The 18,075-nt window shown below is 69.1% G+C and carries 14 protein-coding genes and 1 pseudogene; 6 read left to right on the top strand and 9 right to left on the bottom strand.

Going from position 1 to position 18,075, the window contains the following annotated elements; genetic code table 11:
- Nucleotides 1-3: 3 nt before the first annotated feature.
- The 3 genes from ACFCV3_RS37500 to ACFCV3_RS37490 are packed head-to-tail and all read right to left on the bottom strand — an operon-like array spanning nt 4 to nt 2,599.
- A complete protein-coding gene (locus ACFCV3_RS37500; RefSeq protein ID WP_376038822.1) occupies nt 4-1,053 on the bottom strand; it encodes a Rieske 2Fe-2S domain-containing protein in 1,050 nt (349 codons plus the stop codon).
- Nucleotides 1,050-1,940, bottom strand: coding sequence for a c-type cytochrome (locus tag ACFCV3_RS37495; protein ID WP_376038819.1), 891 nt, complete (start codon nt 1,938-1,940; stop codon nt 1,050-1,052). Before ACFCV3_RS37495 ends, ACFCV3_RS37500 begins: the two co-directional genes overlap by 4 nt.
- Nucleotides 1,937-2,599 carry a heme-copper oxidase subunit III gene (locus ACFCV3_RS37490; RefSeq protein ID WP_376038817.1) on the bottom strand — a complete coding sequence of 221 codons (663 nt, stop codon included), beginning with the start codon at nt 2,597-2,599 and terminating at the stop codon, nt 1,937-1,939. Before ACFCV3_RS37490 ends, ACFCV3_RS37495 begins: the two co-directional genes overlap by 4 nt.
- Nucleotides 2,600-2,680: 81 nt before the next feature.
- On the opposite strand from ACFCV3_RS37490, the gene ACFCV3_RS37485 reads away from it, so the two are divergent.
- From ACFCV3_RS37485 to trpD, 3 genes are read left to right on the top strand one after another with little or no spacing between them, the layout of a single operon-like run.
- Nucleotides 2,681-3,598 (top strand): cytochrome c oxidase assembly protein, encoded by a 918-nt coding sequence (locus ACFCV3_RS37485; RefSeq protein ID WP_376038815.1) that lies wholly within the window; start codon nt 2,681-2,683, stop codon nt 3,596-3,598.
- A 44-nt stretch (nt 3,599-3,642) separates the two neighbouring features.
- Nucleotides 3,643-4,059 (top strand): response regulator transcription factor, encoded by a 417-nt coding sequence (locus ACFCV3_RS37480; RefSeq protein WP_132406233.1) that lies wholly within the window; start codon nt 3,643-3,645, stop codon nt 4,057-4,059.
- An 8-nt stretch (nt 4,060-4,067) separates the two neighbouring features.
- Nucleotides 4,068-5,111, top strand: a complete 1,044-nt coding sequence (gene trpD, locus ACFCV3_RS37475; protein WP_376038812.1) for an anthranilate phosphoribosyltransferase — start codon at nt 4,068-4,070, stop codon at nt 5,109-5,111.
- Nucleotides 5,112-5,150: 39 nt separating this feature from the next.
- On the opposite strand, the gene ACFCV3_RS37470 is transcribed toward trpD, so the two are convergent.
- The 5 genes and pseudogenes from ACFCV3_RS37470 to ACFCV3_RS37450 all read right to left on the bottom strand — a co-directional run bounded on the left by ACFCV3_RS37470 (nt 5,151) and on the right by ACFCV3_RS37450 (nt 12,488).
- Complete coding sequence (locus ACFCV3_RS37470) at nt 5,151-5,912, bottom strand: hypothetical protein (protein WP_376038810.1); 762 nt, start codon at nt 5,910-5,912, stop codon at nt 5,151-5,153.
- Nucleotides 5,913-7,683: 1,771 nt separating this feature from the next.
- On the bottom strand, nt 7,684-9,924 hold the full coding sequence (locus ACFCV3_RS37465; protein WP_376039008.1) for a hypothetical protein: 2,241 nt from the start codon (nt 9,922-9,924) through the stop codon (nt 7,684-7,686).
- Between the two features lie 282 nt (nt 9,925-10,206).
- A pseudogene (locus ACFCV3_RS37460) lies at nt 10,207-10,299 on the bottom strand (DUF2510 domain-containing protein); the annotation flags it as partial.
- A 49-nt stretch (nt 10,300-10,348) separates the two neighbouring features.
- The gene (locus tag ACFCV3_RS37455; RefSeq protein ID WP_376038807.1) at nt 10,349-10,636 is read right to left on the bottom strand and encodes an Lrp/AsnC family transcriptional regulator; all 288 of its coding nucleotides are present in this window, start codon (nt 10,634-10,636) and stop codon (nt 10,349-10,351) included.
- Nucleotides 10,637-10,712: 76 nt separating this feature from the next.
- A complete protein-coding gene (locus ACFCV3_RS37450; RefSeq protein ID WP_376038805.1) occupies nt 10,713-12,488 on the bottom strand; it encodes a DEDD exonuclease domain-containing protein in 1,776 nt (591 codons plus the stop codon).
- Between the two features lie 177 nt (nt 12,489-12,665).
- Between ACFCV3_RS37450 and ACFCV3_RS37445 the strand changes: the two genes are divergently transcribed.
- Together ACFCV3_RS37445 and ACFCV3_RS37440 are read left to right on the top strand one after the other, a co-directional pair.
- The gene (locus ACFCV3_RS37445; RefSeq protein WP_376038803.1) at nt 12,666-13,973 is read left to right on the top strand and encodes an NYN domain-containing protein; all 1,308 of its coding nucleotides are present in this window, start codon (nt 12,666-12,668) and stop codon (nt 13,971-13,973) included.
- A 104-nt stretch (nt 13,974-14,077) separates the two neighbouring features.
- Complete coding sequence (locus ACFCV3_RS37440; protein ID WP_376038801.1) at nt 14,078-14,308, top strand: hypothetical protein; 231 nt, start codon at nt 14,078-14,080, stop codon at nt 14,306-14,308.
- 159 nt (nt 14,309-14,467) lie between these two features.
- Here ACFCV3_RS37440 and ACFCV3_RS37435 read toward each other — a convergent pair whose 3' ends face one another.
- The gene (locus ACFCV3_RS37435; RefSeq protein ID WP_376038799.1) at nt 14,468-16,726 is read right to left on the bottom strand and encodes a tetratricopeptide repeat protein; all 2,259 of its coding nucleotides are present in this window, start codon (nt 16,724-16,726) and stop codon (nt 14,468-14,470) included.
- A 261-nt stretch (nt 16,727-16,987) separates the two neighbouring features.
- On the opposite strand from ACFCV3_RS37435, the gene ACFCV3_RS37430 reads away from it, so the two are divergent.
- The gene (locus tag ACFCV3_RS37430; protein ID WP_376038796.1) at nt 16,988-18,037 is read left to right on the top strand and encodes an NlpC/P60 family protein; all 1,050 of its coding nucleotides are present in this window, start codon (nt 16,988-16,990) and stop codon (nt 18,035-18,037) included.
- Nucleotides 18,038-18,075: the final 38 nt, after the last annotated feature.

Genomic DNA, 18,075 nt, shown 5'->3' with positions numbered 1-18,075 from the left:
GTGTCACCCTCGTTCCCAGAAGCTCGGGCCGACCGGCTCGGTGAAGCCGCTCTGCGCGACCAGGTAGCCCTCCGCGTCCACTGCCAACGGTAGCTGAGGCAGCGGCCGGGCAGCAGGCCCGAAGATCACCTTCGCGCCGTCGGCCAGGTCGAACGTCGACTGGTGGCACGGGCAGAGCACGTGGTGCGTGGTCTGCTCGTACAGGGAGATCGGGCAGCCCACGTGGGTGCAGATCTTGGAGTAGCACAGGATGCCGTCGATACCCCAGTTCTCACGACCGGGCTTCGTGCGGATCTTGTTCGGCTCGATCCGGACCACGATCACCGCGGCCTTCGCCTTGGCGTTCTGGTACTCGACCGCGCTCTCCTCCTGGATCGGAGTGAGGTTCGCGGGCTGCGCGTTGACCAGCTGCCCGACCACCAGGTCGGACGGCTTGATCGGGCGGTCGGTGACGTCGTTGACGACCCGGATGCCCTTGGCCCAGATGGTGTTGTAGAGGGCGCGGCCCGGCAGCGGGCCGAGGTCACGCAGCAGGACGATGGCCGGCAGACCGAGCAGGCCCATCGACGCGAGCAGCGACCGGCGGATCAGCTTGCGCCGGCCGAAGCCGGACTCCGCGGCGCCTTCCTGGAAGCCGCCGATGATGTCGGCCTTCTGCTCCGGTGACGAGTTGGCGTCGTGCCGCAGCTCGATGATCTCGGTGTCGACCATCAGCTGCTTGGCCCACTGGATCGCGCCGGCGCCGATCAGGAACAGCCCCAGGCCCAGGCACAGGCCCAGCGTCATGTTGTTCGCGTTACCGGTCAGCGGGCCGAACTCGATGATCGCGTCCCGCGGGATCGCGAAGTACCCGACGCAGGCGCCGAGGGCGAGCAGACCGGCCAGCGTGAACATCGTCGCGACCTGACGCTCCGCCCGGTCGGCGGCCTTCGGGTCGATATCGGTGATCCGGTACTCGTGCGGCTCCAGACCCGGATCCGCGATCGGCTCGGCCACCTCGACCGCGCCGTGGTGCTCGTCGTCCGCCTTCACCGGCAGATTCTTGTCGCTCATTCGGCCTTCGCTCCCTCAGCCTTGTGCGCGGCCGGGCCCTTGGCCTTCACACCCTTGGCGCCGATCCAGACTGCCACCGCGACCAGCAGGCCGATACCGACCAGCCAGCCCCACAGACCCTCGGAGACCGGGCCGAGCCGGCCGAGGCCGAAGCCACCCGGGTCCTTCTGCTCCTGCAGCGCGTGCAGGTAGGCGATGATGTCGCGCTTGTCCTCCGGCAGCATCACCTGGTCGGAGAAGACCGGCATCTGCTGCGGACCGGTGAGCATCGCCTCGTAGATGTGCTTGGGGTCGACGTTCATCAGCGACGGCGCGTACTTGCCGTTCGGCAGCGCGCCGCCCTTACCGGCGAAGTTGTGGCAGGCCGTGCAGTTCGTCCGGAACAGCTCGCCACCGCGGGTGACCTGCTCGTCGGTGGCCTTGCTGATGTCGTACGCGTCGGTCGCCGGGACCGCCGGGCCCGGGGCGAGCGAGGCGACGTACGCGGCCAGGGCCTCGATCTCCTCCGGCGTGTACGACGGAGTCTTGCGCGGGATCTGGGCGCCCGGCTGCTGGGCCGGCATCCGGCCGGTGCCGACCTGGAAGTCGACGGCGGCCGCGCCGACACCGATCAGCGACGGGCCGGCCATGTCGCCCTCACCGTTCCCGCTGCCCTCGGCGTTCAGGCCGTGACAGCTGGAGCAGCCGACCGCGAAGAGCTTCTTGCCCTCTTCGATCTGCTGGGACTGGGCGGAGTTGTCGGCCACCGCGCTGTCAGGGGCGAACGCGGCGTACGCCGAGCCCACTGTCAGGAGGCCGAACAGGAGCACGACGAGGCCGGCGGACCGGTGCCGTCGTCGCGCGGAGAGAAAGCGCGCCGGTGACAAGGAGGTTCTCTTCTCACTCATTTGAGCAGGTAGATGGTCGCGAACAGGGCGATCCAGACCACGTCGACGAAGTGCCAGTAGTACGACACGACGATCGCCGAGACGGCCTGTTCGTGGGTGAACTTGCGGGCCATGTAGGTCCTGGCCAGGACGAACACGAAGGCGATCAGGCCGCCGGTCACGTGCAGGCCGTGGAAGCCGGTGGTCAGGTAGAACACCGACCCGTACGGCGAGGACGAGATCGTGATGCCCTCGTGGATCAGCGTGGCGTACTCCGTCACCTGGCCGGCGATGAAGACCGCGCCCATCAGGTACGTGAGGATGAACCACTCACGCATCCCCCACTTGAGGAAGTTCGCCGCGGAACCGACCCGGCCGACCCGGCCGTGCTCGGCCGCGAAGACGCCGAACTGGCACGTCACCGAGGAGAGCACCAGGATCAGCGTGTTGGTCAGCGCGAACGGGATGTTCAGCATCTCCGTCGACGCGTCCCAGAGCGTCGGCGTCCCGGGCGCCGCGGTCGCGGTCGTCACCGACCGGATCGTGAAGTACGCCGCGAACAGGGCGGCGAAGAACATCAGTTCGCTCGCTAGCCAGACGATCGTGCCGACACTGACCATGCTGGGACGGTCGTGGTGTCCGTGTTCACGAGACGCTGGGAGCGCGGTTGCAGTGGCCACGCCGTCATTATGTCGGTCCATCTGCGAAGTACTACGACCACCCCCATGCATGTCGCGGAACGGTGCTTCTACTGTGGACGGGTGCTTCCCCTCCACGCCGGGCCCGGTGACCAGATCGCGCCGTTCACACCGCTACGCCTGCTGACGGCCTGGACCTTCGAACCGGTGTTACTCGCCGTGATCGTCGCCGTCGGCGCGCTCTATCTGTACGGCGTCCGTCAGCTCCGCAAGCGCGGTGACAAATGGCCGGTCGGGCGCACCGTCGCGTTCGTCGGACTGGGGCTGGGCAGCGCGGTGATCGCCACCCAATCGGCGCTGGGCACCTACGATACGGTGCTTCTGAGCGTGCACATGGCCCAGCACATGGTGCTGTCGATGCTGACCCCGCTGATGATGGCGCTCGGCGCGCCGGTCACGCTCGCGCTGCGGACGCTGCCCCAGCGGCCCCGGAAATGGTTGCTCTCCGTATTGCATTCGCGGTTCGCGAAGGTCGCCTGCTTCCCGCTGATCGGCTTCACGCTGTTCGTCCTGAGCCCCTGGGTGCTCTACTTCAGCGGGATCTACGACGCCACGCTGCGCTCGACCGTGCTGCACGACCTGCTGCACTTCCACTTCATCATGGTCGGATCGCTGTTCTTCTGGCCGCTGCTGGGCATCGATCCGGTCCCCGGGCGGGTGATCTACCCGTTCCGGCTCATCATGACGTTCCTCACGTTGCCGTTCCACGCGTTCCTCGGCATCACGATCATGTCCGCGAACAAGCTGATCGCCGAGGACTGGTACACGAGTTTCGAACGCTCCTGGCCGCCCTCGCCACTGCACGACCAGTTCATCGCCGGCGGCCTGTTGTGGGGCTCCGGCGACATCGTCGGGCTGGTGTTCTTCGCGGTTCTGTTCGTCCAGTGGGTGCGTGACTCGCAGCGTGAGGCACGCCGTGAGGACCGCCGGCTGGACCGGTTGGAGGAGCAGGCGCGCCAGGCCGAGCAGGCACCCCGGTAGCATTCAGCTGTCCAGTCGTCTTTTTCACAGCTTGGGATGAATCGATGAGCTCAGAGCGTCCGCTGAAGGTTCTCGTCTACAGCGACGACCGTACGACGCGGGAGTCCGTCCGGCTGGCGCTGGGCAAGCGCCCGGCCGCCGATCTGCCCGCCCTCGAGTACGTCGAGTGCGCGACCGAGCCGGCCGTGATCAAGACCATGGACAAGGGCGGCATCGACCTGGCCATCCTGGACGGTGAAGCGGTGCCGGCCGGTGGACTGGGCATCGCCCGGCAGCTCAAGGACGAGATCTTCAACTGCCCGCCGATCCTGGTCATCACCGGCCGTCCGCAGGACGCCTGGCTGGCCACCTGGTCGCGCGCCGAGGCCGCGGTCTCGCACCCGATCGACCCGGTCCGGCTCGCCGAGGTCACCGCGGAGCTGCTCCGCGCCGTGGTCGCCAAGCTGCCCGCCACCACCTGATCCCGGCGATGTCCGCCTACACCTGGCCGCACGTCCTCAACCCGCTGCTGCGTGGCGAGGACCTGGAGGCCACCGCCACCGCGTGGGCGATGGAGCAGATCCTGTCCGGGGCCGCGTCCCCGGCCCAGCTGGCAGGTTTCGTGATCGCACTGCGCGCCAAGGGCGAGACGGTCAGCGAGGTCGAGGGCCTGGTCACGACCATGCGCAACTTCGCGACCCGGATCTCGGTCCCCGGCCGGACCCTGGACGTCGTCGGTACCGGCGGCGACCAGGCGCACACGGTGAACATCAGCACGATGTCCGCGATCGTTGCCGCCGGCGCCGGTGCGAAGGTCGTCAAACACGGCAACCGCGCCGCATCATCGGCGTGCGGAGCGGCCGACGTACTGGAGGAGCTGGGGATTCCCCTCGACCTCACCGCGGCGCAGGTCGCCGAGGTGGGGGAGCGGGCCGGGATCACCTTCTGCTTCGCTCCGGCGTTCCATCCCGCGCTGCGGCATGCCGCCGTACCGCGCCGGGAGCTCGGCGTACCGACCACCTTCAACTTCCTCGGCCCACTGGCGAACCCAGGTGATCCCTCCGCCCAGGCGGTCGGCGTCGGCGACGCCCGCGTGGCTGGGCTGATGGCCGGCGTCCTGGCCCGGCGCGGGATCGACGCGCTCGTCTTCCACGGCGACGACGGCCTGGACGAGCTCACCACCCGTACGACGTCGCAGGTGTGGAACGTCGGTGGCGGAGAGGTGGAAGGCCCGTTCACGGTCGACCCGCGCGATCTCGGCATCGAGCCGGTGTCGGCGGACGCGCTGAAGGGTGCGGACGCGCCCTTCAACGCCAAGGTCGTCCGGTCCCTGCTCGACGGCGAGGCCGGCGCGGTGCGTGACGTCGTCCTGCTGAACGCCGGCGCCGCCCTCGCGGCCTACACCCCGGTCGAGGGCCCGATCACCGCCCGGATCCGGGCCGGGATGGACCGCGCCGCCGAGGCGATCGACTCCGGCGCGGCCAAGGACGTCCTGGAGCGCTGGATCGCGGCCTGCGCCGCTGTCCGTAGCTGAATCTTGTCGGTGCCGGCGGGGTGATCACCCCGCCGGCTCTCAACGGTTGATCTTGATCTGGCTGACCTTCGTCCGCCACACCTGGATCCAGGTCGGCGTCGACCCGGCGATGTCACCGATCGACACCGCCGCCGTACCGTCACCGCGATCGACGACCGCGATCAGCACGGTCGAGAACGTCTCCTTCAGCTTCGGCGTACTGACCGCCACCCGCGTGGTGATCTCGTGCCCCTTGCGCCCGTCCACGGTGATCGCCTTGTGCGTCGTACCGGAGATCTTCGCGCCCTCGCCGTACAGCCCGATGATCGCGCGCGACCCCGCCTGCGTGGCTGCTGCCTTCAGCCCGGCCGGCGTACTGGTCACCTTGAACGTCGGCGTCAGCTGCCCGAACGAGACGTAGTTGCCCCAGTCGGCCCCGCCGCCGTTGTAGTTCTTGTGCACGGTCAGCCAGATCGCCGCCCCGCCGTACTGCCCCGACCGCTCACCGGTGTTGGTCCACGCCGACCCCATGATCGGCATCGTGTCCTTGTTGGTAGCAACGATCTGCGACCCGATCACCGACCCCTTGGGAGGCGGCGTCGCGGAAGGCTTGATCGACGGACTCACCGTGCGCAGCCCCGGATTCCCCGAAGGAAGGTCGACCGGCATCACCGCATCGGCCCGCGTCCAGATCCACCCGATACTCAGAGCAGTAGCCGTCAAAGCAGCCACCACCAGCACCAGCGCCCCGATCAACCGAGCCCGCGCGTTCGAATCCCCACTCTGCCGCAAAACCACCCCATACCCCTCAGCCTCAGGCACCCCAACCCACCCCACACCACCACGCTTACCCGCCCCACCCGCCCCAGCACCCGGAGGAACCTCCGGCTGCCCGCCCTGCGGCGCAGGACCAGTCGGAACGCCCGGCGCCCTACCCGGCTCTGCACCGGACTGCATACCCGGCTGCCCACCCTGCGGACCACCAGGCCCAACTGCCGGCCGGGAGCCCGGCTGCGCACCTTGAGACCCAGCAGACCCCGGCACCGGCCATGAGCCCGGTTGCTGACCCTCCGGACCAGCTGGCCCCACGCCCTGCGGAGCTCCTGGCTGCCCAGCCTGCGGCCCCTGGGGTGCCGACGGCCCAGCCGCTGCCGCACTAGGCCCATACGCAGGCGGCCGGCTCTGTGCACCAGCCGGCATCTGCCCCGACCGCTGCCCATACCCCGGCTGTCCGAACTGTGCCGACTGCTGGGGCTGACCCGACTGCCCAGGCTGTGCCGGTGGACCCGACTGCACGGGCGGCCCGCCGTACGGACCAGCAGGCGGCTGCCCACCCTGCCGCGGACCCCCAACCGGCGGTGCCCCGAGCTGCGGGCCTCCAGCCGACGGACTTCCAGCCGACGGACTTCCAGGTTGCGGGGCTCCAGCCGACGGACCTGCAGCGTGCGGACGTCCGAGCTGCGGATTCACGGGTTGTGGACCCCCAAGGTGAGGGTCTGGGGCCTGGGGGTTTCCCAGCTGCGGATGCCCAACGTGCGGGTCGCCAGCAGTCGGACCTGCAGGGCCTGCAGCCTGCGGACTTCCAAACTGCGGATTCACCGGTTGTGGACCCCCAAGCTGAGGGTGTGCAGCCTGGGGGTTTCCAACCTGCGGACGCCCAAGCTGCGGGCCGCCAGCAGACGGAACTACAGGCTGCGGAGTGCCGAGCTGCGGGTTCACCGGTTGTGGAGTGCCGGGCTGTGGGCCTGGAGATTGCATGCCGCCAGGCTGCGGGCGCTCGGGTTCGGGACCTCCGGCCTGCGGCCCGCTGGAGTGCGGTCCTCGGGTGGCGCCAGGGCCGTACGCCGGGCTCGGTGCTGCCCCCTGCCCAGAGTGCTGCCTGAACTGTTGTCCTGGCTGCGGTTCGGGTTGGGTCGGAAACACCGGCTGTTGACCCACTGGCGGAAGCGGCGCCTGCTGCTGACCGTGTCCCGGGGAACGCGGCGGCGGAGGTGGCGGCGGTGCGGGCGCAGGCGACTGCCCCATCAACACGTCATCCGACCCACCCGACGAAACCGGGGGAGGCGTAACCCGACCACCCACCACTGGGGGAGGCGCAGCCGGACCGCCCATTGGGGGCGGAGGTGCAACTGGACCGCCAGCCACGGGCGGAGGTGCAGCTGGGCCACCCGGCGCCCGCGGAGGTGCGACTGGGCCACCCGGCAGTGGGGGAGGTGCAACTGGACCACCCCGCATCGGCGGGGGTGCAGCTGGATCACCCGGCACCCGCGGAGGTGCAACTGGGCCGCCCGGCAGTGGGGGAGGTGTAGCCGGGCCATTCGTCACGGGCGGAGGTGCGACTGGACCAGCCGGCACCGGCGGAGGCGCAACTGGACGACCCGCCACCGGGGGAGGTGTATCCGGACCGCCCAGTACGGGCGGAGGTGCAGTTGGGGCACCCGGTGTGAGGGGTGTGCCGGGTGGGGGGTTCGGCGTGGTGGGGGTGTCCGCCGGTGGGGCAGGGGGTGGTGGGGGACGGCGTACGGGGGCGACCGGCGGGGGTGGGGCGCTGTGCCGGCCGGAACGTGGCGGTGGGGGCGGAGTGTTCTCGTTGTCAGCCAACGTTGATTCCCTTGTAGGCCTGGCTTTCGGCCGCCTTCAGGTCTGGCCGGTTGGTGGGGATGTCGCTGATGTAGGCGACGGCCGTGCCGTCCCCGAGGTCGAAGACGGCCACTGTCAGGGTAAGCACCCGGGCGGTCACCTTGGCCGACTTCGCGGTCACCGTCTGCTGGACGTACCAGCCCGACTTGTCCGACCGCTTCACCTGGCCGTTCATCCCGGGCTTCCGGGTGATCGCGATCCCGCCGTACAGCGACGCCGGTACCTCGTTCGCGAGCGCCAGCGCGGTCGCCTTCGGGTCTCCGCCGTAGCGGGCTTGGTTGCCCAGGGCACCGACAAAGATGTTCGCGTACCAGTTGTTGGTGCCGTCGAACTTCTGCTGCAGTACGACGTACTGCCCGCTCGAGTCGAGCAACTGCGGTACCAGCCGCTTGCGGTCCGACCACAACCCGGTACGGCGCGGGAACGAGATCGCGGTCGACGCGATCCGCTCGCCTTCGTGCAGCTTGGGGTTCTTCGACTCACCGGGTTTGGTCGTGCCGGTGGGCTGGTTCGTGGGTTGACTGGCCGGTGGCGTGGGGCTCGGATCCGCCTTCTTGTCGCCGGGGTTCACGATCAGGAAGATCGCGGCGACCACCAGCATCACCAGGGCGACTCCACCAGCGATGAACAGCGGTAGCTTCGCACCCGAAGGCCCGCCACCGCCGCCGGACGACTTCTTCTTCGTACTCCCACCGGACTTCTTGGACGGCTTGCCTCCGCCCCGGCCGGAACCACCGGTCCCCGCCCCGGCACCCCATCCGCCAGCCTGCTGTCCGCCACCCCACGGCCCACCCTCAGCCTGTGTCGTGGCCGCACCGCCCTGTCCAGCTCCCCAAGCCGCCTGCTTCTGTTCAGGCCCACTCGCGGTCTGGGCACCCCAGGCGGTCTCCTGCTGTCCGCCCCAAGGACCACCGTCACTCTGCCCAGCACCCCAAGCACTAGGACCAGCCTGCTGACCCGCACCGCTCGCCGCCCACGGGTCGTTGCCTCCCGCGGCCGCACCAGTCTCCGGGTGCCCGCCCCAAGACGTGCTGCCCGTCTGCGCACCACCCGCGGACTGCTGCGCACCCCAGGAGCTCACCTGGCTCTGAGGCGCATCACTCGCAGTCTCCGGCGCCTTGGCCCCAGCAGAGGCATCCGTGCCCCACAGCTGAGTCTTCTCCTCCGAAGCCGCAACACCCCAGCCCTGCTGCCCCGACCCTTGCTCCAAATCCGGACCCACACCCCACCCAGACTGCACCTGCGCAGCCCCCGCCTGCCCACCAGAGCCAGACTGACCGTCGGCACCCTCCCCACCCGAACTCGGCTGCCCCTGGGTAGCGTCACCACCCGCCTGCCCACCCCAGGTGGGCGCCGTCTCGCCAGTGGTCTGTGCGCCCCAGGTGGGCTGGGTCTGCGCAGCCTCGCCACCGGTGTGTGCGCCCCAGGTGGGCTGGGTCTGCGCAGCCTCGCCCGTCTGCGCGTGTGCGGCCTCGTCACCTGATTGCCCGCCCCAGGTCGGCTGCACCTGGGTGGCTTCGTCACTGGACTGCCCGCCCCAGGTGGGCTGGACCTGGGTGGTCTCGCTGTCCGGCTCTGCGCCGGCCTGGACCTCGGTGGTTTCCTCCACTGCACTCGACTCACGGGGCTTACGGGCAGGGTTAGGAGCCTGAGTCCAGCTCACATCGGACCACCCCTGCTCACCACCTTCCGCGACAGCACCAGCGTCGGCCGCTACCTCGCCACCGCTGTGAGCCCCAGCTCCCCAAGCCTCCGTCGTACCGCTGTCGGCCTCCGCGCCCCACCCACTGGCAGCGGCCTGCGCTTCGGTGTCCGTCTCGACGCCCCACCCACCAGCAGCACTGACCCCCGCCTGTACGTCGGTCTCACCCTCGACGCCCCAGTCGCCCCCAGAAGCACCCCACCGACCGGCACCGGAGTCCGCCGTACCAGCCTCTGCCGCCGCGTCCGCCGCCGCGTCTGCCTGGGCGTCCGCTTCAGGCGTGTCAGCCAGCCGCAGCGTCCACCCATTCGGCGCCGCCTGCTCCTCACCCTCTGAAGTGGCCTCAACCTCCGGCACCGGCTGCTGCGTCCAGTGCTCAGGCGGCGCCGGTGCGATCTCCGGTGCGTTCCAGGTAGCCCGCGCCCGCTCGAACGGCGTCAGCCCGTCATCCCCACGCACCTCACCGCTCGCAACTGCAGTGTCGCCACCCACCGGCCCCACCGCAGCCAGCCGTGGCCCACTCTCAGCCTCATCCGGATTAGGCCACCAGCCACCCTGCTGCGGAGGTGAAGTCGTATCCCACCCAGTCTGTGTCGCACCCCACGCCGGAGCACCAGACCCCTCCTGCACAGACGCAGTAGCCCCCCACCCCTGCTGAGGCTGAACGACAGTCTCAGGCTCTGCCGCCACAGGCTCCGGAGCAGTCTGTCCCTCGTCGCTCGGAGCAGGCCCGTCCGCAGCCTCAGGCTCTGTGGAACCGACCGTTTCCTTCTCGGTCCGATTGGTCCACTGCTTCCCGTTCCACCAGCGAATGGTGTCGGGCTGCCCGGTCGGATCCGGGTACCAGCCTGCGGGAGGGTTGCTCATACGTTCACCGTAACTTCAGCGCGTGTCAGAAAGGGCGTGGTTCCGAGCCTCAGACACCGTCCTCCTGGCCCAGGCTGAAGGCAGCCTCCAGGTCGTGGGTCGAGTACGCCCGGAACGCGATGTGCGTCTCGGTGCTCAGTACGCCGGGAACCCGGTTCAGGTGGTCCGGAATCACCGTCGCCAGCTCGTCGTGATGAGCGACCCGGATCATCGCGATCAGGTCGAGCCCGCCGGTCACGGAGTACACCTCGCTGACGCCCGCGATCGCCGCCACCTGCTCGGCGACCTCCGGGATCCGCGCGACATCGGCCTTGATGAACACGATCGCGGTGACCATGTCGTCCTCTCCTCGAAGCACACTCGAACGTGCCGAAGCATAGTGGCGACCACCCCCGCAGGCCTCACACGCCCGCTCAGCTCGCCCGGGCCGGCCCGAGCGGGCGGAGGCGGCGGCGTTCGGTGGGGTGGTGGAGGTCGGCGTTGGCGTTGTCGATGCGGGTGAGGTGGCGGCCGGCGCCGGTGATCGGGCAGGTCCAGGTGCCGTCCATCTCGACCAGGCGGATACCGGGCTGGTCCAGCCAGCGCAGGACCAGGTCGATCTCCTCGGGGGAGGCCGTGGCCACCGGGCCGATGCCGGGCAGGACCGTCTCGGCGGAGGCTCGCAGCATGTCGAGGTAGCGCCGTGGATCGGTCCCGCGCGGGCTGATGCCGGCCGCGGCCAGGCGGCCGTGGCGGATCACATGCAGCTCCCAGCCGCCGTCGTCGGTACGTCGAGCCGCGCAGATCTCGGCGCAGCTGGTGACGGACGCCATCCGCTGCATCCGCGCCGAACTCCTGACGAAGGCGCTCAACCGGTCCCGGTGGACGGCGGCGTCCTCGAAGCGCTCGTCGGCCGACAGTACGTCGATGCGCCGGTCGAGGGCGTCGATGACCGGCGTCGGGTCGGCGGTCAGCGCGGTTCGCAGGTTATGCACGAATTCGCCGTACGAATCGGCCGAGATGCGCCCGTCACACGGCGCCACACAACGACCCATCTCCGCCAGCACGCACGGCGACAGCCGGGGTGTCCGCGACATCCGGGCCGTGCACTGGCGGATCGGGAAGGCCTCGTGCAGCGCGGCCATCGCGCGCTCGGCGGTTTTGCGGGAGCTGAACGGGCCGAGGTAGCCGCCCTCGTCGTCACGCACCTGTTTGACCAGCGAAAGCCGGGGGAACGGCTCGACCGTGACCTTCAGCCAGTGCTGCCGCTCCGGGAACTTGGAGCGCCGGTTGTACCGCGGCTTGTGCTCCGCGATCAGCCGGAGCTCCCGGACCTCGGCCTCCAGCGACGTACCGCATTCGATACCGCGGACGGCGGTGGCGATCCCGACCATCTCGCCGATCCGGTTGCGGGTCTCGGAGGCGGTGAAGTACGAGCGGACCCGGTTGCGCAGGTCCTTCGACTTGCCGACGTACAGAACCTCGCCGCGGTCGTCGGTGAACAGGTACACACCCGGTGCATGGGGCAACGACTCGGCCAGGTGCCGCTTGGCCCGTACTGCGGGCGCGACGCGGGAGTTGAAGGTCTGCAGATCCTCAAGAGTCTGTACGCCGAGGGATCCGACCCGCTCGAACAGTCCGTGCAGCACGTCGACGGTGGCGCGGGCGTCGGACAGGGCGCGGTGGTTCGGCGTCGTGGTGGTGCGGAACAGCTTGGCCAGCGTCCCGAGTTTGCAGTTGGGCGCCTCGTCCGGCGTGATCACGCGGCGGGCCAGCAGTGCGGTGTCGACGACGGTGAAATCGGGCCAGTCGTACCCGTGCACGAGGCTGTCGTGCTTCAGGAAGCCCACGTCGAACGGCGCGTTGTGCGCCACCAGCACGCAGCCGCGGGCGAACTCGAGGAAGGCCGGCAGCACCGAGTCGATCCGGGGTGACGAGGCAACCATCGGGTTGGTGATACCGGTCAGGACGGCGATGAACGCCGGAATCGGCTCACCGGGATTCACCAGCGTCTGGAACTCGCCGACCACCTCACCGGCCCGCACCTTCACCGCACCGATCTCGGTGATCCCGGACTCGCCGGGCGCACCGCCGGTGGTCTCCAGGTCGACCACGCAGAACGTGATGCTGTGCAGCGGCGTCCCGAGGTCGTCGAAACTCGGCTGGACGCCCCGGATCGGCGACGACGTCGGCAGCGGCGGGCTGGTCATGGCAACGACGCTAAGAGCCGCCACCGACAATTCCCCAGGTGACACGCGAGTGAGTCGACTACGCTCTCGGTATGCGTACACAGGCGATCACCGCGAAATCGGCCGTGGTGCCGGTTCGTTGTGGTCTGCATCACGGGCCGCGTGCGGTGGCCGTCACCCCAGCCGGACTGCGGACCGGTGACTGAGGCAGGCACCGCCGCGAGCTCCGCCGCTACGACTTTGCCCGAACCCGTCCGGCAGCGAGTACTCGCTCTTGCCGCGCAGGCGCTCGGCCAGCTTCCCGCGACCGACGTCCCGGCGCCGTTGCGCCGGTTCGCGAGCTTCGCCCCGGCCAAGCGCGCCAAGCTCTCGGCCTCCGTGCTCGGCCCGATCCTCGAGACCGACGAGCATTTCCGCCGGCTGACGGCCTTCCAGGTACGCCGGGAGCACGCGGAGCTCGGTGATGCGGTCGCCGAAGGTATCCCGGTGCCGATGGCAGACCCGATCGAGGTCGCTGCACTGGCCTACCTGCTGCGTCCGGACGAGTGGGAGCTGCGGATCGCCGCGGCCGCCCAGCTGCCGGTCGAGGCACCGAAAGCCGACGACGAAGCCATCAACCGGCTGTCCGATCAGCTCGATCAGGCCCGTACCGAGACCCGCCAGGTCCGCGAACGGCTCCGCGAACAGGTCAACGAGCTCAAGGCCGAGAACGTCACCCTGCGGCGGAAGCTCAACGAGGCCCGGCAGCGGATCACCGGGCTGCAGAGCGATCTCGAACAACGCACCACCGAAGCGGAGACCGCCGACCAACGCGTCGATGCGGCCCGGGCCGAGGTGGAGCGTGAGGTACGCCGGCTGCGCGCACGGATCACGGAACTCGAAGCGGTCGAGCACGCAGCCCGTCGTACGGCGGGCCAGGAGCGCGAACTGGCGTCTACGCGGACCCGGCTGTTGCTGGACACCGTGATCGAGGCCGCGAGCGGTCTCCGTCGCGAGCTGGCCCTGCCACCGGGCGGTGACCTGCGACCGGCCGACACAGTTGCCGGGACTGAGCCCGCGGCCGCCCCGGTCGGGCGGACTGCGCCTGAGGACGATCCGGCCCTGTTCGACGAGCTGCTGGCGTTGCCGCAGGTGCATCTGATCATCGACGGGTACAACGTCACGAAGACGGCCTGGCCGACGTCGCCGCTGCACTCGCAACGGCAGCGCCTCGTCACAGCGCTCGGTGCGTTGGTCGCTCAGCGGCGGATCGAAGTGACGGTCGTGTTCGACGGCGCTGAGCTGTCCGGTCCGGTGCAGCTGAATCCGCCGCGTGGGGTCCGGGTGAGGTTCAGTCCGGCCGGTGTGATCGCTGACGAGGTGATCCGCCAGCTGGTGCGCGCCGAGCCGCCGGGGCGCCCGATCGTCGTCGTTTCGACCGATCGCGAGGTCGCCGAGAGTGTCGGAAAACTGGGCGCGCGTTCACTGTCCGCGACCAGCCTGATCAGCCGGATCGCCCGCGCCTGAATGCAGCGGCCGATCGGCAGACGATCAAAAACTGTCGGCGGGGTTCTCTAGCGTCCTTCTCAGCCGGATGCAAGTCCGGGTGCTTCCCCACTTTGGAGGACGTTGTGCTGATCGATTGCGACGCCTGTGTGATGCGTGGTCCGGGCTGCCAGGACTGCGTGGTGACGGTGGTGCTCGGCTTCTCCGCCGAGCGGGCCGGTTCCATCCGGATCGACGACGATGAGCGCGCGGCGCTCGACGTACTGGCCGAGTCCGGGCTCGTACCACCGCTGCGGCTCGTGCACGCCGTAGACACCATCCAGTCACCCACCGAGGAGACGGCGACCGGCACCTGACTGCCGCTGAACTGCCGGTCAACCGCCTGTCATGCGGCGATGACCATCAATAAGTTCGTGCCATGCCCAACAACCGCAGAAAAGCAGGGGACTCGGGCTGGGGCTGACCCAGCCACCATCAACCGGTACTGGTGAGCGCGCCACCAGTCCTTCGCATGGTCACTCGGTGGTTTCTCCCGCATCAAGCTCGTCCAGGGCCGTTTGCAGCTCCTCGAGTTGCGGATCACCACGACGCTGGGCTATCTCGACAGCGGACAGGTAGGCGCTTCGGGCCTCATCCGGTCGCCCAAGCTGCCGAAGGGTGATGGCGATCGCAGAGAGCGCGTCCACTTGCTGGCGCGGATTGCCGGTCTTCTCACCCAGCGCGAGCGACTCCCGAAAGCGGTCCAAGGCCTCTTCATGTCGTCCGGTCAGCCTCAGGGTTTCTGCGAGCCCACCAGTGCTCGCTCCCTCGATCTCGGCCAGTCCCAGTCGTTGCGCGGCCGCCAGTGCGGACTCGAAGTACGCTCCTGCCTCCTCGGCACGGTCTGCGCGCAGGTGCGCGAAGCCGAGGTTCAGGTCGGCGACGGCCGCAGCGTAACCGTCCTGGTCCTGCGCGGCGATCTCCGCACACTCCTGGAAATGGGCGATCGCCGTTGCGTTGTCGCCCAGGTCCATCTCGAGCACGCCCAGTGTGCTCAAGGCCCTGGCGAGCGGGAGCCGATGACCGTTGTCGCGGGCAATCGTGATGGCTGCCGCCAGCAGCTCACGGGTTTTGCCGTAGTCACACAGGTCCCGGTAGACGAGCGCAGTGTCGCGGAGCAGGATGCCCTCGCGTTCCTTGTCGCCGAGCCGGACGGCGGCCTCCAGGGCGCGCTCGTGGGTCGACAGCCAGATTGCCCAGTCCCGATGGATCTGGAAGTAGTCGATCATGGCCGTGGCCAGCTGGACGGCGTGCCGGTACTCGCCGAGTTTCGTGGCCACGTCGATGGCATCGGCAACGTTCGGGAGTTCGGCCGCGCACCAGCTGAGCGCGGCGTCCGTCGTACTGAAGCTCTCGGGGACGACGCCGTCGAGGACGGGGTCGATCGGCGTTCGGACTCGGGCGGGTCGCAGGGCATGACCCGCCCGGTCGGCGGACTGGAGGTAGTAGTCCAGGGCTCTGCGCCCGGCGGTCTCGTCCGGGTCGGGGAAGCGCTGAGCGAACAGCTTGACGAGGTCGTGCAGCACGAACCGCCGCTGAGCTTGTCCCTGCACCAGGTTGAGCGTCACCAGTTGCCTGAGCTGACGGTCGACGTTGGTGACCGACGTGGCCATCAGCGAGGCGACCACGTTGAGGCCGAAGGACGAACCCGGGAGCTGGCCGAGGCGGCGGAACAGGACCTTGAGGTCGTCGGGTAGCGGCCGGTAGGACAGTTCGAACGCCGGCAGGATCGAGGCAGCGGGGTCGTCCGGCAACGACAGTTGGTCGAGCCGGTCGGTCGACGCGAGCTCGTCGGCCACATCCCGCAGCGAGCGCTCCTTGTCGAAGGCAAGGTTGGCCGCAACGACTCGAAGCGCGAGGGGGAGACGTCCACACAGGTCGATGATGTCCGCGGCGGCCGGACGATCGGTGTCGACGCGGGCGTCGCCGATGATCCGGCGGAGGAGCTCTCCGGCCTCGGATTCGGCCAGTGCATCGAGCTGTACGGCGGTGGCTCCGTCGCGGGCGATGAGTCCGGTGAGGTGGTCGCGGCTGGTGATGAGCGTGGCGCAGGTCGGCGAGCCGGGGAGCAGCGGACGGACTTGGGCCGCGGTGGCGGCGTTGTCGAGGATCAGCAGCAGCTGCCGATCGGCAACGAGAGACCGGAAGAGCGTCGCGCGTTCGTCGAGCGTGATCGGTTGCTCGGCCCTCGAGACCCCGAGAGCGGCCAGGAAGCGACCGAGGGCTTCGGCGGGCTCGAGAGGTGCCTGACCAGGAGCAAATCCGTGCAGGTCGATGTACAGCTGGCCGTCTGGAAACCGAGCGGTCACTCCGTGTGCCCAATGGACCGCGAGCGCTGTCTTGCCGGCTCCGCCGATGGCCGAGATGACGACGGTGCGTGAGCCTGGCTCGTCCGAGACCAGCAGATCGAGATCGCGGAGCGCGGTGAACCGGCCGGTGAAGTTCGCGATGTCGGCCGGTAGCTGGGAGACCCGCTCGGCCGGCGGTGAGGCCGCGGGCCTCGGCTCGGGGGACTCGTCGGTGAGTAAGGCCAGAAGCTGACGTTCCTCGTCGGCGGGCAGTTCGAGTGCGTCGGCGATCTGGCGGATCGACCGGGACCGGGGCTTGGCGACGCGGCCGCCTTCGAGATCGCGGAGAGAACGCACGGAAAGAGCTGATCGGTCGGCCAGTTCTTCCTGCGTCAGGCCGGCGCGTTGACGTAACGCGCGGACTTGCCGGCCGATCTCGGTCACCACACCCCCAGGCTCATGGAGATGGCATCGTAACTGCTGTTACCCGACGTTAAGTTTGGATCAAACCCGAGGGGCGAATTGCACCGGTCACGAAACGGTCACTACTGTTACGTCCTGTTGCCTCAGGGTGCCGGTTGATAGGACCGGCCGGGCAGCGCGGAAGCCGAGGGAGTGACCTCGCGGGTGGTTCGGGCGTTAAGCCTGGAGAACCACCGGCGTGGTTGACGGGGACGGCGTCGAGCAGAGGAAGGGACCGACCGGGCTGTGTCCACCGGACGCATCAACCGCACCAAGGGAATCGCCCTCGCCGCCATCACCAGCACCGCCGTCGTGGCAGGTGTGCTGTTCATCCAGACGGGCGCGGACGCAGATCCGAAGCTCACGCTGGAGGAGGCGAAGCAGCAGGTTGCCGCTCTGCAGCACAAATCCGAGGAAGCCGGCGAGGCGGCCAACGACCTGCGCGGGCAGATCAGCTCCTCCCAGGCTCGGTTGAAGGCCCTGCAGGCCGCGGTCAACAAGCAGCAGGGTGAGGTCGACGCAGTCAAGCGTCAGATCGGCTCGCTCGCGGTCGCCGGGTACCAGACCTCCGGGATGTCGACGACGGCACAGTTGCTGCTGTCCTCCAACCCGGACCAGTTCCTCAGCCAGGCCTCGACCGCCCAGGCCTTCGCCGGGCAGCAGAACGCCGTACTGCGGAAGTTCCAGGACGCTCAGGGCAAGATCGCCGATCTGCAGGCCAGCGCGCGGAGCGAACTCGCTCAGTTGCAGGCAGTGCAGGGCCAGCAGAACAAGCTGATCGCGGAAGCCAAGGCCAACCTGGACGCTGCGGAGAAGGTGCTCGGCAAGCTCAGCGACGCCGAGCGCGAGCGCATCCGCCTCGAGAACGAGAAGGAAGCGGAGAAGGCGCGTAATGAGCGTCCGAGCCGCGACGGCGACCGGATGGACGACCTGCCGGTCCCGGCCAACGGGCGTGCGGGTATCGCCGTCCAGGCCGCGATGAACCAGCTCGGCGACTCCTACGTGTGGGGTGCCGAGGGACCGACTTCGTTCGACTGCTCCGGCCTGATGCTGTACGCCTGGGGCAAGGCCGGTGTCTCGTTGCCGCACTCGTCCAAGGCGCAGGCCAACGAGGGCCGCCGGATCAGCAAGAGCCAGCTCATGCCTGGCGATCTGGTCTTCTTCTACAGCCCGATCACCCACGTCGGCATGTACATCGGCAACGGCCGGATGGTGCACGCCCCGCGCCCGGGTAAGAGCGTCGAGACGTCGTCGATCAGCACGATGCCCTACAACACGGCCGTTCGGCCGGGCTGACCCGTCAGCTTGCGATACTCATCGGCTCCGGGGTCTCG

Source organism: Kribbella sp. NPDC056345, assembly GCF_042262745.1.
GTDB lineage: Bacteria > Actinomycetota > Actinomycetes > Propionibacteriales > Kribbellaceae > Kribbella.
Note: the sequence above shows the minus strand (reverse complement) of the source record. Positions and strands in the feature narration are given on the sequence as shown.